This is a genomic window from Microbacterium sp. NPDC090014 (assembly GCF_044748285.1).
Taxonomy (GTDB): domain Bacteria; phylum Actinomycetota; class Actinomycetes; order Actinomycetales; family Microbacteriaceae; genus Microbacterium.
On sequence record NZ_JBIVFS010000001.1, the window covers coordinates 1,954,264 to 1,968,219 of the forward strand.

General features: G+C 69.0%; 12 protein-coding genes. 8 read left to right on the forward strand and 4 right to left on the reverse strand.

The window, feature by feature from the left end:
• Positions 1–5: 5 nt before the first annotated feature.
• From lysA to prfA, 5 genes are all read left to right on the forward strand, one after another.
• Positions 6–1,415, forward strand: a complete 1,410-nt coding sequence (gene lysA / locus ACIPV5_RS09195) for a diaminopimelate decarboxylase (protein WP_400340848.1) — start codon at positions 6–8, stop codon at positions 1,413–1,415.
• Between the two features lie 66 nt (positions 1,416–1,481).
• Entirely contained in the window at positions 1,482–2,789 is a 1,308-nt protein-coding gene (locus ACIPV5_RS09200; RefSeq protein ID WP_053095745.1) for a homoserine dehydrogenase, read from the forward strand.
• Positions 2,790–2,791: 2 nt separating this feature from the next.
• The gene (gene thrB, locus ACIPV5_RS09205) at positions 2,792–3,721 is read left to right on the forward strand and encodes a homoserine kinase (RefSeq protein ID WP_400340850.1); all 930 of its coding nucleotides are present in this window, start codon (positions 2,792–2,794) and stop codon (positions 3,719–3,721) included.
• 198 nt (positions 3,722–3,919) lie between these two features.
• Positions 3,920–5,902, forward strand: a complete 1,983-nt coding sequence (gene rho, locus ACIPV5_RS09210) for a transcription termination factor Rho (RefSeq protein ID WP_400340851.1) — start codon at positions 3,920–3,922, stop codon at positions 5,900–5,902.
• An 11-nt stretch (positions 5,903–5,913) separates the two neighbouring features.
• The gene (prfA, locus tag ACIPV5_RS09215; protein ID WP_320488016.1) at positions 5,914–6,993 is read left to right on the forward strand and encodes a peptide chain release factor 1; all 1,080 of its coding nucleotides are present in this window, start codon (positions 5,914–5,916) and stop codon (positions 6,991–6,993) included.
• Between the two features lie 27 nt (positions 6,994–7,020).
• On the opposite strand, the gene ACIPV5_RS09220 is transcribed toward prfA, so the two are convergent.
• Entirely contained in the window at positions 7,021–7,674 is a 654-nt protein-coding gene (locus tag ACIPV5_RS09220; RefSeq protein ID WP_072591109.1) for a response regulator, read from the reverse strand.
• Positions 7,671–9,320 carry an ATP-binding protein gene (locus ACIPV5_RS09225; RefSeq protein WP_400340854.1) on the reverse strand — a complete coding sequence of 550 codons (1,650 nt, stop codon included), beginning with the start codon at positions 9,318–9,320 and terminating at the stop codon, positions 7,671–7,673. Before ACIPV5_RS09225 ends, ACIPV5_RS09220 begins: the two co-directional genes overlap by 4 nt.
• Before the next feature lie 157 nt (positions 9,321–9,477).
• Between ACIPV5_RS09225 and ACIPV5_RS09230 the strand changes: the two genes are divergently transcribed.
• Both ACIPV5_RS09230 and ACIPV5_RS09235 read left to right on the forward strand, forming a co-directional pair.
• Positions 9,478–11,016: a CitMHS family transporter gene (locus ACIPV5_RS09230; RefSeq protein WP_400340855.1), complete on the forward strand. Its 1,539-nt coding sequence runs from the start codon at positions 9,478–9,480 to the stop codon at positions 11,014–11,016.
• Positions 11,017–11,034: 18 nt separating this feature from the next.
• Complete coding sequence (locus tag ACIPV5_RS09235) at positions 11,035–11,448, forward strand: hypothetical protein (RefSeq protein WP_053095751.1); 414 nt, start codon at positions 11,035–11,037, stop codon at positions 11,446–11,448.
• Between the two features lie 13 nt (positions 11,449–11,461).
• Here ACIPV5_RS09235 and epsC read toward each other — a convergent pair whose 3' ends face one another.
• Both epsC and cysK read right to left on the reverse strand, forming a co-directional pair.
• Positions 11,462–12,031 carry a serine O-acetyltransferase EpsC gene (epsC, locus tag ACIPV5_RS09240; RefSeq protein WP_053095752.1) on the reverse strand — a complete coding sequence of 190 codons (570 nt, stop codon included), beginning with the start codon at positions 12,029–12,031 and terminating at the stop codon, positions 11,462–11,464.
• 7 nt (positions 12,032–12,038) lie between these two features.
• Entirely contained in the window at positions 12,039–12,977 is a 939-nt protein-coding gene (gene cysK, locus ACIPV5_RS09245) for a cysteine synthase A (protein WP_053095753.1), read from the reverse strand.
• A 99-nt stretch (positions 12,978–13,076) separates the two neighbouring features.
• Here cysK and prmC point away from each other — a divergent pair, with 99 nt between their 5' ends.
• The gene (gene prmC, locus ACIPV5_RS09250) at positions 13,077–13,937 is read left to right on the forward strand and encodes a peptide chain release factor N(5)-glutamine methyltransferase (protein ID WP_056278391.1); all 861 of its coding nucleotides are present in this window, start codon (positions 13,077–13,079) and stop codon (positions 13,935–13,937) included.
• Positions 13,938–13,956 lie beyond the last annotated feature (19 nt).

Genomic DNA, 13,956 nt, shown 5'->3' on the forward strand with positions numbered 1-13,956 from the left:
GTTCCTTGCTTTCCCCTGCCGACTCGCTCGCCCCGGAATGGCTCGTCGTGCCCGACGACGCGAATGATCTTCCCACCGCCGTGTGGCCGGCGTCCGCCGTCCGCGGTGACGACGGAGCGCTGCGGCTCGCGGGGATCTCCGCCACCGATCTCGCGGAGTCGTACGGCACGCCGCTGCTCGTGATCGACGAGGACGAGGTGCGATCTCGGGCCCGCGCCTTCCGCTCGTCCTTCGACGCGGCCGCCGCCGCCCACGGCACGACTGCGCGGGTGTATTACGCCGGCAAGGCGCTGCTGACCACGACGATCGCGCGCTGGGTGACCGAAGAGGGGCTCAACGTCGACGTGTGCACCGGTGGTGAACTCGAGGTCGCACTCGCGGCCGGCGTCTCTCCGTCGTCGCTGGGGTTCCACGGGAACAACAAGTCGGTCGCCGAGCTCGAGCGTGCGGTCGAGGTAGGCATCGGCACGATCATCGTCGACAGCGCGATCGAGATCGAGCGTCTCGCGGCCATCACCGCCAGGACCGGCGCTGTGCAGCGGGTGCTGGTGCGGGTCATCAGCGGCGTGCACGCCGAGACGCACGACTTCCTCGCGACGGCCCACGAAGACCAGAAGTTCGGCTTCCCGCTGCCCGAGGCCGAGCAGGCCGTCGCCCGCATCAGGGAGATCCCGGGAATCGAGTTCGCCGGCCTTCACTGCCACATCGGATCGCAGATCTTCGGCGTCGCGGGCTTCCGCGAGTCGGCGTCGCGCGTGCTCGAGCTCCATGCGACTCTCCTCGAGGGCGGACCGGTTCCGCAGCTCAACCTCGGCGGAGGGTTCGGAATCGCCTACACGAGTGTCGACGACCCGACGCCGATCGAGACCCTCGCGGGCGAGATCGTCGCCGCCGTCGCCGAAGGCTGCGCCGCGCGAGGCATCGCCGTGCCCGCGCTGTCGTTCGAGCCGGGCAGGGCCATCGTCGGCACCGCCGGAGTGACGCTCTACGAGGTCGGGACGACCAAGGACGTCGCGCTCGAGTCGGGCGCGACCCGGCGCTACATCAGCGTCGACGGCGGAATGAGCGACAACGCCAGGACGGCGCTGTACGACGCGCAGTTCTCGGCTCGACTCGCCTCCCGGATCGGCATCGGCTCGCCGCAGCTCAGCAGGGTCGTGGGCAAGCACTGCGAGTCCGGCGACATCGTCGTCGACCATGAATACCTTCCGGCCGACGTCTCTCCCGGCGATCTGCTCGCGGTCCCCTCGACCGGTGCGTACTGTGCGCCGCTCGCGAGCAACTACAACCATGTCCCTCGCCCTCCGATCGTCGCTGTGAGCGACGGCCGATCGGCGGTCATCGTCCGCGGTGAGACGATCGCCGACGTGCTGTCTCGCGACGTCGGTGTCGCGGCCCCCGAGAGCCACGGGTGATCCGCGCGACGAACGACGCGGTCCCCGACGAAGCACGACTGAACCACCCTCCTAAGGAGAGATGCAATGACGACTGAGTATCGACGACTTCGGGTGGCGCTCCTCGGCGCCGGAGCGGTCGGCTCCCAGGTGGCCGCCCTGCTGCTGCGCCACGGCGATGAGCTCGCCGACCGGGCGGGTGCCACGCTGGAGCTGGCCGGCATCGCGGTGCGCAACCTCGATGCGCCGCGCGAGACCGATCTGCCGAAAGAGCTGTTCACGACCGATGCCGAATCGCTGATCCTCGGCTCCGACATCGTGATCGAGCTGATCGGCGGCATCGAGCCCGCCCGCACGAGCATCCTGCAGGCGATCGGCTCCGGTGCCGACGTCGTGACCGCCAACAAGGCGCTGCTGGCCACTCACGGCCCCGAGCTCTTCGAAGCGGCCGACCGCGTGGGCGCATCCGTCTACTATGAGGCCGCCGCCGCGGGTGCCATCCCGATCATCCGCCCGCTGCGCGACTCTCTCGCCGGTGACCGCGTGGTGCGCATCATGGGAATCGTGAACGGCACGACCAACTACATCCTCGACCGCATGGACACCGAGGGCGCCGACTTCGCCGATGTGCTCGCTGACGCGCAGCGTCTCGGATACGCCGAGGCCGACCCGACCGCCGACGTCGAGGGATACGACGCCGCGCAGAAGGCCGCGATCCTCGCGAGCCTCGCCTTCCACACGGCTGTTCCGCTCGACGCCGTGTACCGCGAGGGCATCACGACCATCACCGCGTCGATGATCGATGAGGCGCGCGCAGCCGGCTTCGTCATCAAGCTGCTCGCCGTGTGCGAGCGCATCGAGGCCAACGGCACCGAGTCGATCTCGGTGCGCGTCTACCCGGCCCTCGTGCCGACGTCGCACCCTCTCGCGTCGGTGCACGGCGCCAACAACGCCGTGTTCGTCGAGGCCGAGGCTGCGGGCTCGCTCATGTTCTACGGCGCAGGCGCCGGTGGCGTGCAGACCGCATCCGCCGTGCTCGGAGACGTCGTGTCGGCGGCTCGACGCCATATCGCCGGCGGCGTCGGCGTGGGGGAGTCCACCAGGGCCAACCTCCCGGTGGTGCCGATCGGTCATGTCACCACCCGCTACCAGATCACCCTCGAGGTCTCGGACGCCCCCGGTGTGCTCGCGACCGTCGCCGGCATCCTCAGCGACGGATCGGTCTCCGTCGCGACCGTGGTTCAGACGGTCGAAGGAGAGGACGAGCCCACCGCTCGTCTCGTCATCGGCACGCACCGGGCCACGGACGCCGCGCTCAGCGCCACGGTCGACGCACTCGCCGCCAGCTCTGTCGTCGAGCGGGTCGTCTCGGTGCTCCGCGTGGAAGGCGAGTGACGATGGCGGCAGGGCGCACGGTCGAGGTGACCGTGCCGGCGACCAGCGCCAACCTCGGTCCCGGATTCGACACGCTCGGACTCGCGCTCAGTGTCTACGACACGCTTCTTGTGACCGAGCTCGCCGCCGGCGAGCTCGAGATCGAGGTCTCGGGTTCCGGCGCGAGCGAGATCCCTCGTGACGACTCGAACCTGATCGTCCGCACGATCGCTCACGTGTACGCCGACGTCGATCGCGCCGTCCCGGGCCTGCGCATCGTCGCGGAGAACGGGGTGCCCCACGGGCGCGGACTCGGGTCCTCCGGCGCGGCGGTCGCGGCGGGGATCCTCGCGGCGAAGGGCCTGCTCGAGGGCGACGTCGACATCGACGACGTCGACATGCTGCGCCTCGCCACCGAGATCGAAGGGCACCCCGACAACGTGGCTCCCGCGCTGTTCGGCGGTCTGACGATCGCCTGGGTCGGCGAACGAGGTCCCCAGCACAAGAAGCTCCTCGTGCACCGCGGCGTCTCGCCGCTCGTGCTCGTTCCGTCGTACACGATGTCGACGTCGAAGGCGCGATCGCTGCAGCCGCCGCAGGTGTCGACGGCCGATGCGGTCTTCAACGTCTCGCGCTCGGCGCTGCTCATCGCCGCGCTGATGCAGAGCCCGGAGCTGCTGCTCGACGCGACCGCCGACCGACTGCATCAGGACTACCGCGCCGAGGCGATGCCCGAGACGCAGCGGCTCGTCCAGACGCTCCGTGCGGCAGGTTTCGCCGCCGTGGTGTCCGGCGCCGGACCCAGCGTGCTGGTTCTCGCAGACGGCCCCGGAAGTCGTCAGGACGCCGTGGAACTGGCGGAATCGACGACCGACACCCCGTGGGATGCGCTGCTGCTCGCGGTCGACGTGCGTGGTGGTACAGTGGGGAATCGAGCGGAGGGCTCCACGTAACTGCGTGAATCTGGCCCCATTGCAACTCTGCAAGACCCGCACGCAAAACCCCTGTCGCACTGCTCTCACCGAGAACCTCGTTCTTTCCGAGAACCCAGTGCAGAGGCTGGCTGACGCCGAGCGTCAGCCCGTGCGATCGCGCGCAGCACCCGTTGTGCGCGTGCCGCTCATGTCCCCGAGACCAAAGAGGGAGTACTCGTGGAGAATTTCTCCGAGACCCAGAACGACCAGGCGGCACCCGCCGCCGAGGCTGCGGCGAAGGCCGCGAGCTCCGACGCCGCGACGACCGCCGCGACCGAGGTCGCACCGGCCCGCAAGCGCGCTCCGCGCCGTGCGAGCACCGCGACCGCCGCCGCGAAGGCTGAGAAGGCCGAGAAGGCCGCAGCATCCACCGACAGCGCACCGGCCACCGAGGCTCCCGCAGCCGAGGCACCCGCCGCCGACGCGGCACCCAAGGCGAAGGCCCCTCGCCGCAGCCGTGCGAAGAAGGCTGACGCAGAGAACGCTGAGTCTCCTGCGGCGACCGCCGAGGCTCCTGCAGCCTCCGCGCCGGCACCCGCCGAATCCACCGAGGCTCCCGCAGCGAAGACCGCAGAGTCCAACGGCTCCGCGGACGCCGGTTCCGCAGAGGCGGGTTCTGCCGACGAGCCGAAGAAGACCACCGGTCGCGGACGCCGCACGGCGAAGAAGCCTGCTGCCGAGGCCGAGACTCCCGCAGCCGAGAAGCCCGCTGACGCCGCACCGGCCGAGGCAGCACCCGCGGCGGACTCCTCCTCGGATTCCGGCGACGGCGAGGAGCAGGGCGGTCGCAACCGCAACCGCAACCGCAGCCGTAACCGCGGACGCGGCCAGAACGGCAACGGCCAGGGCGGCGAGCAGCAGCCCCAGCAGCAGCAGCAGCCGCAGACGGCACCCGCCGAAGACGAGGGCGGCAACGGCCGCAACCGTCAGCGCAACAAGCGCCGCGGCGGCGCGCCGACGGACGAGTTCGACACCGAGATCGGCGAGGACGACGTCCTCGTCCCGATCGCCGGAATCCTCGACGTGCTCGACAACTACGCCTTCGTCCGCACGACCGGATACCTCGCCGGCCCCAGCGACGTCTACGTGTCGCTCGGACAGGTCAAGAAGTACAACCTCCGCAAGGGCGACGCGATCGTCGGCTCGATCAAGCAGCCCCGCGAGGGTGAGCAGCAGGGCCGCCAGAAGTACAACGCGCTGGTGAAGGTCGACTCGATCAACGGCCTGTCGATCGACGACGCCGCGACCCGTGTCGAGTTCGGCAAGCTCACGCCGCTCTACCCGCAGGAGCGTCTGCGCCTCGAGACGGCGCCCGAGAAGCTCACGCAGCGCATCATCGATCTCGTGGCCCCGATCGGCAAGGGACAGCGCGGCCTCATCGTCGCGCCGCCCAAGGCCGGCAAGACGATCGTCCTGCAGCAGATCGCCAACGCGATCGCGCAGAACAACCCCGAGGTCCACCTCATGGTCGTGCTCGTCGACGAGCGCCCCGAAGAGGTCACCGACATGGAGCGCACGGTGAAGGGCGAGGTCATCGCCTCGACCTTCGACCGTCCGGCAGAAGACCACACCACGGTCGCCGAGCTCGCCATCGAGCGCGCCAAGCGTCTCGTCGAGCTGGGCCGCGACGTCGTCGTGCTGCTCGACTCGATCACCCGCCTCGGCCGTGCGTACAACCTCGCTGCTCCGGCATCCGGACGGGTGCTCTCGGGTGGCGTCGACGCCTCGGCGCTGTACCCGCCCAAGCGCTTCTTCGGTGCTGCGCGCAACATCGAGAACGGCGGATCCCTGACGATCCTCGCCACGGCGCTGGTCGAGACCGGCTCCAAGATGGACGAGGTGATCTTCGAGGAGTTCAAGGGCACCGGCAACAGCGAACTGCGCCTGTCGCGCCAGCTCGCCGACAAGCGCATCTTCCCGGCCGTCGACGTCAACGCGTCGAGCACCCGCCGCGAAGAGATGCTGCTGTCGACCGACGAGGTCAAGATCACCTGGAAGCTGCGTCGCGCCCTTGCAGGCCTCGACCAGCAGCAGGCGCTCGAGGTCGTCCTGGGCAAGCTCAGGGAGACCCACTCGAACGTCGAGTTCCTCGTGCAGATGCAGAAGTCGATTCCGACGCTCCCCTCGGGTGCGCACGGACACGACAACAACATCCGCTGAGCGGAGCCGGGGTGTTCGAGTCCGTCCAGACTCTGATCGACGAGCATCGCCGGGTGCAGGAGGAGCTCTCCGACCCGGCGGTGCACGCCGATGCTGCTCGGGCGAAGCGCGTCAACCGTCGCTACGCCGAGCTGTCGAGGATCGTCGCCGCCTATGAGGCCTGGGCGGCGGCATCCGATGACCTCGACGCCGCGAGGGAGCTCGCCCGCGAGGACGAGGCGTTCGCCGCTGAGATCCCGACCCTCGAAGAGGGGCTGCAGTCATCGCAGGAGAAGCTGCGCCGACTGCTCATCCCACGGGATCCCGATGACGCGCGCGACGTCATCATGGAGATCAAGGCGGGGGAGGGCGGCGCAGAGTCGGCGCTGTTCGCCGCGGATCTGCTGCGCATGTACATCCAGTACGCAGCCTCCAAGGGCTGGAAGACCGAACTCCTCGAGCGCAACGAATCCGATCTCGGCGGCTACAAGGACGTCCAGGTCGCGATCAAGGGATCGTCCACGGACCCCGCCCAGGGCGTCTGGGCGCACCTGAAGTACGAAGGCGGCGTGCACCGCGTGCAGCGCGTGCCCGCGACCGAGTCGCAGGGGCGGATCCACACCTCGACCACCGGAGTGCTGGTGTTCCCCGAGGTCGACGAGCCCGACGAGATCGCGATCAATCAGAACGACCTGAAGATCGATGTCTTCCGGTCCTCGGGCCCGGGCGGTCAGTCGGTCAACACGACCGACTCGGCCGTGCGCATCACACACGTGCCCAGTGGAATCGTCGTGTCGATGCAGAACGAGAAGTCGCAGCTGCAGAACCGTGAGGCCGCGATGCGCGTGCTCCGGGCGCGACTGCTGGCGAAGCAGCAGGAGGAGCTGGATGCCGCGGCATCCGATGCACGCAAGTCGCAGATCCGCGGCATGGATCGGTCAGAGCGCATCCGCACCTACAACTTCCCCGAGAATCGCATCGCCGACCACCGCACGGGATTCAAGGCCTACAACCTTGATCAGGTGATGGACGGCGCTCTCGAGCCGATCATCGAGAGTGCGATCCAGGCCGACGAAGAGGCTCGACTCGCCGCGGTGGGCTCCGACTCCTGAGGTGACGCCGCTGAGCTGCGGCGCGGGTCAGGAGCGGGCCGCGTACCGGTGCTCCGGCCGTCCGGTCGCCCCGTAGCGCAGGCGGACCTCCACGACCGCCCGAGCAGCGAGAGCCGCGAGGTGGCGCTGCGCGGTGGCACGGGAGATCCCGACGCGCTCTCCGACTTCTGCCGCCGACGCCTCGCCGTCGCCGAGAGCGGCGAGCACCAGCTGCTCGGTCGCGGATCGCGAGACAGACACCGGTTCTCCGGATCCGTGGAGGATCGCCAGGGCGCGATCGGTGTCCTCCTGGCGAAGGGGACGATCTCCGGCGAGCAGGTTGCGATACCGCGCGTAGCGCTCGAGCAGGCCGACCAGCGCCCGACGATCGAACGGCTTCAGCAGGTACCCGACGGCGCCTGATCTGAGCGCGCGTCGAATCGTCGGCGCGTCGTCGGCGGCCGAGATGAGGATCGCGTCCACGCCGCTTTCGCGCACGAGGGCGATGCCGTCTCCGTCCGGGAGGAAGACGTCCGCCAGGAGGAGGTCAGGGCGTGATGAGCGGATGCCGTCCCGTGCCTCGGCGAGGGTGCGGACGGGCTCCAGTGCCGAGAATCCGGGCTGGTCGTCGATGATGCTCCGGTGCAGTCGTCCGACGCGGAAGTCGTCGTCGAGGATCAGCACCCGCAGGGGATCGTTCATCGGTTCTCCTCAGTCGTCGATGTGTCGGTGACGGCGCCACCGAGTCGAGCGGCGAACACGGCACCGTGCTCCTCGCCTCCGGCGTCGATGATCCAGAGATCGCCGCCGCGGCGTCGCGCGATGTCTCGAGCCAACGGGATGCCGAGCCCGCGGCCGTGCACGCGGTCTGTGTCGTCGTCGCGCGGCTGACTCGGAGCCATCGGGTCGATCCCCGCGAGGCCCGGTCCCGAGTCTGCGACCGTGACGACGAGCGCGTCGCCGTCTCCGAGCACCGCGACCTCGACCCAGCGGGGAGTCCGCGCTCCGGCGACGGCGGCGGTCACCGCGTTGTCGACGAGGTTGCCCACGACGGCGGCGACGTCCTCCGGTTCTGCCACGCTGCCGATCAGCTGGCTCTCGTCCGCGACGCGCAGGGAGACGCCGCGTTCACCGGCCTCGATCCCTTTGGCGCCCAGGAAAGAGTGCAGGAACGGGTCGCTGAGCAGGTCGAGCCCGGCGACGGGGAATGCGACCGAGCCGCGCTCGACGAGCTCATCGAGGAATCCCCGAGCATCGTCGATCCTGGCTGCGTCGATGAGCCCCGCGACCACGTGCATCCGGTTCGCGAACTCGTGACGCTGCACGCGCAGGGCGGCGGTCACGGCTTGCACGGTCTCCAGTCGCTCCGTCAGAGCGATGAGGTCGGTGCGGTCACGGATGATCAGCACATGTCCGAGCGGCCTGCCGTCGCGGATCACCGGACGGGAATCGAGGTAGAGCACGCGGTTGTCCACGACGGTGCTCGACGTCGTGGGCGCTCCCGTCGCGGTCTCGACGACAGCGGTCGGCAGCGAGAGCTCCGCCAGCCGTCGTCCCACAGCGGCGCCGAGACCGAGCATCCGATCGGCCGCATCATTGCTCACCCGCACGATCCCTGCCGTGTCGACGGCCAGGACGCCGTCATCCACGCCATTCAGCACTGCTGTCTGGTTCTGCACGAGCGCCACGAGCTCCTCGGGCTGCACGCCGAGCGTCAGGTGCTCCCAGCGACGGCGCAGCAGCAGGAAAGCGAGGAGAGCCAGCGCCAGGGCACCGGCGGCGGTAATGCCGATCACCGCGAGCAGCGGAGGCAGGTCATCGAAGACGCCTGTGCGCTCGAATCCGACGCTGACCTCGCCGACGGGGATCCCCGCATCGTCGAGCACGGGGACCTTGGCGCGAGCCGACTCGCCGAGGGTTCCGGTCTGCCAGTCGACCACCTCGTTCCCGGCGAGCACCTCCTCGAAGGGTGTGCTCACCATCTGGCCGATGCGTGAACTGGTGGGATGGGCGAGGCGGATGCCGTCCTCATCGGCGATGACGACGAACAGTGCACCGGTGCGGTCAGAGACGTCCGCTGCAAGGCGCGCGAGCTCGCCCTTCCTGAGCTCGTCCGGGTCCGGCGCCTCTTCGGCGGCCGAGATTCGTGCGACCTCGTCGCGGACCTGCGGGTCCTCGGCGAGGGTCCGGGCGATGCCGAGGGCGGTGGACTCGGCTTCGGTGCGAAGCTGCTGCACGGCGAGAAGGAGGTACACGCCGGTGCACATCACGACGACAAGGGCGACCGTGGCGAGATGCAGCAGCAGCGTGCGGGTCGCGAACCGAGGTCGCGTCGTCGTCGTCGACACCGTGGTCCTTCCCTCTCTGCTCCCGCGCAATATGCGCAGAACCCACGCTACGCGCACAACATCCGAGAATGCGGCATACCGCGCTCTGCGGGGAGGGATTGCCTAGTCTCGTCAGGATCCGTCGCAGTCGACGGAGCTTCGACGAAGGAGTCACAGCATGCTCGATGCACTCACCGGCCTGTCCACGGCCGCAGAAGAGGCGCCGACCTACGACGTCGCGTTCGTGCCGCCCGAATGGGTTCTGGTCCTCCTGGGATTCACCATGGTGCTGGCCTTCATGACGCTGATCATGACGAAGCGACTGACGCCCATGGTGGCGCTGATCCTCGTGCCGACCGTGTTCGGGCTGTTCGCCGGTGCGGGGCTCGGCATGGGCGACATGATCCTCGATTCCATCGCCACGATGGCCCCGACCGCAGCGCTGCTGATGTTCGCGATCATGTTCTTCGGCATCATGATCGACGTCGGCCTGTTCGATCCGCTGATCCGGGTGATCACGCGTGTTCTCGGCGATGACCCGGCGAAGGTCGTGCTGGGAACCGCGATCCTCGCGGGAGCCGTCTCGCTCGACGGCGACGGCTCGACGACGTTCATCATCACGACGTCGGCGATGCTGCCGATCTATCTCCGTCTCGGCATGAGTCCGGTCGTCCTCACGTGCGTCGCCGGCTTGATGAACGGCACTCTGAACATCGTTCCCTGGGGCGGGCCGACGGTGCGCGCGGCGACCGCTCTGGGACTGCAGCCGACGGACATCTTCGTCCCCATGCTGCCGGCTCTCGGCGTCGGCATCGTCGTGACGCTGGGCTTCGCCTGGATGCTCGGGCTGGGGGAGCGCCGCCGACTCGGGCGCCTCGAAGGGCTGCTCACGGGTTCCGACGGCGGTGCTCTTTCTACAGTGCCGAGGATCTTCCGCGGTGCCGGACCGAAGCCCGGCGCCCGTGCAGCGCTCCGCACCGGCAACATCGTCGTCGTCGCCGGTGGGCGAGGGCCCGTCGCCGCGGCCAGCGTCGACCCGGCCGACACCGCCATGGCGGACACCATGCTCGACCCCGCGCGCCCGACGCTGAGGCCGCGACTGATCTGGTTCAACCTCGCGCTCACCGTCGCCGTCATGGTGCTGCTCGTTCTCGACATCATGCCGCTCCCGTACGTGTTCATGGTCGGTGCCGCCGTCGCGCTGCTGGTCAACTTCCGAGGGATCAAGGAGCAGGCGTCCGAGATCGTGGCCCATGCGCCCAGCATCGTCGGTGTCGTCTCGATGGTGATCGCGGCCGGAGTCCTGGTCGGCGTCCTGACCGGCACCGGGATGGTCGATGCGATGGCGACCTGGATCACCGACGTGCTTCCGCCTGCGCTCGGCCCCTTCCTCGCACCCATCACCGGTGTTCTGTCGATCCCGTTCACATTCTTCATGTCGAACGACGCCTTCTACTTCGGCATCCTGCCGGTGCTGTCGCAGAGCGCGGCGACGTTCGGCATCGACCCCGTCGAGATGGCGAGGGCATCGATCATCGGTCAGCCGGTCCACCTGCAGAGCCCGCTCGTGCCGGCGATCCTGCTGCTCGTCTCGCTCGCCAGCGTCAACCTGGGCGATCACCACAGGAAGGTGCTGTGGCGCGCGGTGATCGTGTCGCTCGTGATGCTCGCCGTCGGCATCCTGTCGGGCGCGATCCCCTTCTTCGTCGCCCAGTGAGAGCGATATGCTCAGCGCGTGATCACCTTCCTCTTCCGCGCGCTGATGTACGTCATCTCGGCCGGTCTCGGTCTCATCGTGGCCGACCTCGCGCTCGAGGGGTTCCAGATCCAGTGGGACCAGTGGTGGGGGTTCGTGCTCTGCATCCTGATCTTCGCCGTGCTGCAGAGCGTGCTCTCACCATGGGTCAGCAAGATCGCGGATCGCTATGCACCGGTCCTGATGGGCGGCATCGGCATCTTCTCGACGCTCATCGCCCTCGTGGTCGTCGTCCTGCTGCCGATCGGCGGGCTGCGCATCGTCGATCTCGTGGGCTGGCTGCTCGGATCGGTGATCGTCTGGCTGATCACGGCGCTCGGCAGCGTGCTGCTGCCACTGATCTTCCTTCGCAAGAAGGTCGACAAGGTGAGGTCTCGCCGCGGGGCGGCCTGACAGCGCGGGCGCGTCAGATCGAGTAGTCGGGTGCGGTGAGCACCGCTCGGGTGTCCTCGCCCATGACCCGTGCGCGGGGCTTGGCCGGCACGCCGACGAGGATGCTGTCCGCCGGGGCGTCGCGAGTGACGACGGCATTCGCTCCGACCACGGAGCCCTCGCCGATCGTGATCGGTCCGAGGATCTTCGCGCCTGCTCCCACGGCCACGCCGTCGCCGAGCGTCGGATGCCGCTTGCCGGAGTCACGCGTGCGGCCGCCGAGAGTGACCCCGTGATACAGCATCACATCGTCGCCGACCTCTGCCGTCTCGCCGATGACCACGCCCATGCCATGGTCGATGAAGAAGCGTCGACCGATGCGCGCGCCGGGGTGGATCTCGATCCCGGTGAGCCATCGCGACACCTGTGATGTCGCACGGGCGAGCAGTCGCAGCCGGCGGCGCCACAGCGCGTGCGAGACCCGATGGGCCCAGATCGCGTGCATCCCCGGATACAGCAGTGCCACCTCGGCGCCGCTGCGCGCGGCGGGGTCGCGAAGTCGGGCTGCCGCGATGTCCTCACGCATTCGGCCGATCATGTCCATCGGGAGTTCAGGCCTCGCGCAGATCCTCGTAGAGCGCCGTCGAGAGGTAGCGCTCGCCGAACGAGGGGATGATGACGACGATCGTCTTCCCTGCAGCCTCCGGGCGCTGGGCGACCTGCAGAGCGGCCCAGATCGCGGCTCCGCTCGACATGCCCACGAGGATGCCCTCGCGGCTCGCGGTCTCGCGCGCGACACGGATGGCGTCGTCGAACGTGACGTCGATGACCTCGTCGAGGACATCGCGATCGAGGATCGGAGGCACGAAGTTAGGTCCGATGCCCTGGATCTTGTGCGGCCCGGGGTGTCCCTCGGTGAGGATAGGCGAATCCTTGGGTTCGACGGCGACGATCTTCACCCCGGGGACGCGCTCCTTCAGGACCTGACCGACGCCCGTGATGGTTCCGCCCGTGCCGATGCCGGCGACGAGGTAGTCGACGGAGCCCTCCGTGTCGCGGAGGATCTCCTCGGCCGTCGTGCGGCGGTGGATCGCGGGGTTCGCCTCGTTGGCGAACTGCTTCGCGAGAATGGCACCCGGAGTGCGGGCGGCGATCGCCTCCGCCTCGGCGATCGCGTTCGTCATGCCCTTCGTGGGGTCGGTGAGGATTAGTTCGGCGCCGAACGCCTTGAGAAGGAGGCGCCGCTCCTTGGACATCGACGCGGGCATCGTGAGGATCACCTTGTACCCGCGTGCGGCGCCGACCATCGCCAGCGCGATACCGGTGTTGCCGCTGGTCGCCTCCACGATCGTGCCTCCGGGCTTCAGCTCGCCCGAGGCCTCCGCAGCGTCGACGATGGCGATGCCGAGCCGGTCTTTGACGCTCGAGGCCGGGTTGTAGAACTCGAGCTTGGCGAGAACTGTCGCGCCGAGGCCCTCGGTGACCCGGTTCAGACGAACCAGGGGAGTGTTGCCGAAAGCGGAGGTGATGTCGGAGTGGATACCGGGCATGGGGAGAGCCTTCCTGTGCGGGGGACTGCGCGCTCCAGCCTAGGCGAGAGCCCTAGGGGGGTGGGCAATATGACACCTGCCGCGCTCTACGCTTGATCCATGTCCGATCTCTCCCTCGCCTCCGCCGTGCATGCGGCGGCCCGACAGCTCGCAGACGCCGGCGTCACGGATCCTCTCGTCGACGCGGAGCTGCTCGCCGGTCACGTCCTCGGCGCGCGGCGTGGTGAGGTGCAGGCATCGATCATCCGCGGTGATGCGGTGGAGGAGGCGGACGCCGAGGCGTTGCGGGCTCTGGTTGCCCGTCGTGCGAGCAGGGAGCCGTTGCAGCACATCACCGGAACGGCGCCGTTCCGCCACCTCGAGCTCGCGGTCGGGCCCGGAGTCTTCGTCCCGCGACCTGAGACCGAGACGGTCGTGCAGTACGCGATCGACGCGCTCCTCGGGTCCGCGCTTCCCGACCCGATCGGCATCGATCTCGGCACCGGCAGCGGGGCGATAGCACTCGCCATGGCCACCGAGGTGCCCCATGCGCGTATCTTCGCCGCCGAGCTCTCGCCCGACGCGTATCCGTGGGCGGCTCGGAACACGGCGGGGGTGGCCAACCTCACCCTCGTGAACGACGACCTGGCGCACGCGTTCGCGGAGCTGGACGGCACTGCCTCCGTCGTGATCTCGAACCCGCCGTACGTTCCGGACGCCGCGGTGCCTCGTGACCCTGAGGTTCGGCTCTTCGATCCGTCGATGGCGCTGTACGGGGGAGAAGACGGGCTCGACATCGTGCGTGTGCTCAGCGTGCGCGCGCTCGAGCTGCTGCATCCGGGCGGGCTGCTGGTGATCGAGCACGGGGAGCTCCAGGGCGAGGAGATCCGCAGCATCCTCACGCGCGACGGCTGGCGTGCCGCCGCGACGCACCGCGACCTCACCTTGCGAGACCGCGCGACGACCGCTCTGCGTCCCTGACGCGCAGACACGAACCGCA

Excerpts from the sequence above, each read along its gene's own strand:
- prmC (WP_056278391.1), top strand. The coding sequence starts at position 13,077 with ATGTCCGATCTCTCCCTCGCCTCCGCCGTGCATGCGGCGGCCCGACAG.
- thrB (WP_400340850.1), top strand. The coding sequence starts at position 2,792 with ATGGCGGCAGGGCGCACGGTCGAGGTGACCGTGCCGGCGACCAGCGCC.
- ACIPV5_RS09200 (WP_053095745.1), top strand. The coding sequence starts at position 1,482 with ATGACGACTGAGTATCGACGACTTCGGGTGGCGCTCCTCGGCGCCGGA.
- cysK (WP_053095753.1), bottom strand. The coding sequence starts at position 12,977 with ATGCCCGGTATCCACTCCGACATCACCTCCGCTTTCGGCAACACTCCC.
- ACIPV5_RS09230 (WP_400340855.1), top strand. The coding sequence starts at position 9,478 with ATGCTCGATGCACTCACCGGCCTGTCCACGGCCGCAGAAGAGGCGCCG.
- ACIPV5_RS09220 (WP_072591109.1), bottom strand. The coding sequence starts at position 7,674 with ATGAACGATCCCCTGCGGGTGCTGATCCTCGACGACGACTTCCGCGTC.
- epsC (WP_053095752.1), bottom strand. The coding sequence starts at position 12,031 with ATGGACATGATCGGCCGAATGCGTGAGGACATCGCGGCAGCCCGACTT.